Source organism: Pseudoalteromonas sp. S3260 (assembly GCF_005886925.1).
Lineage (GTDB): Bacteria > Pseudomonadota > Gammaproteobacteria > Enterobacterales > Alteromonadaceae > Pseudoalteromonas > Pseudoalteromonas tetraodonis.
This window is the reverse complement of record NZ_PNCV01000109.1, coordinates 1-893: the sequence shown is the minus strand read 5'-3', so window position 1 is coordinate 893 and position 893 is coordinate 1. Positions and strand designations below refer to the sequence as shown.

Here is an 893-nt window from a genome sequence, read left to right as displayed (position 1 = left end):
TGTGGTTGGCCGGACGCTTACGACAAATAATGTATTGAGACTAGTTCTTTAGACCACAATTCGAAATCAATAATACGCTCAATTATTTTCTTACTTTCTTTTAGTTTATCTTGAAAGGCTGGATTTTTTGATTCTGAGGCCAACACTTCAGTTGAAGATACCCCAGAATTTTGAACTGATAACTGATAATAAAATGCTGTTATTACACTAATGCGTTCACTATGTGTTGCTAAAATACTAACTACTGAATTTATCAGCTTCTTCATATAACGAGGGGTGACTTGGGTATTAAAAGCATAAGTCCATAGATCTATGAGCTTCAGAATTCCTTTTAACTCTTCATTTTTAACGGTAATTCCTGTCTCTGCAATCATATCAGAACAACTGCTTTTCCAGTCTGCTGATAGTATTGGAGCAACCCTAAATGATATTGGAATTCTTTTTGAGATAAACTCCATTCCTTCGGTTTCATCCGAGGATAATGAAGATGCAACATGTGTAATTGAATAAGGAATTAATAATTGTATTTTAGTTTGGGCTATAGAAGTAAATACTTCAATATCACTCCACACTTCTCTCAATTTTTCTTTAGTTACACGGTCCAAGTTATCCAGAACTAAAATAAATCGTTTTTCATCTGGGATCTCAAAAACAAAGGACTCCAATGCTTGCTGTAACTCATAGGCACCTACTTCTTTGTTAATTTCAATAGTTTCTGAAATAGTGTCATTGCTATTCCTTTTAAAAATATCACCAGTTGTGGGTGGCGTTCCAAAAAGCCAATGAATCGCCCCGAGTTCATCGGAGACCAGTTTGTTTAAGTCAGGCCACTTTACCTGACTTGTTTAAATTATCATAGTAGTCTGTTTCATATTGAGCTGGTGAAATATACC

1 protein-coding gene is annotated in these 893 nt (G+C 35.1%); it reads right to left on the bottom strand.

The features are described from left to right. Nucleotides 1-17: 17 nt before the first annotated feature. A complete protein-coding gene (locus CWC14_RS15400) occupies nucleotides 18-665 on the bottom strand; it encodes a P-loop NTPase fold protein (RefSeq protein ID WP_171036859.1) in 648 nt (215 codons plus the stop codon). Nucleotides 666-893 lie beyond the last annotated feature (228 nt).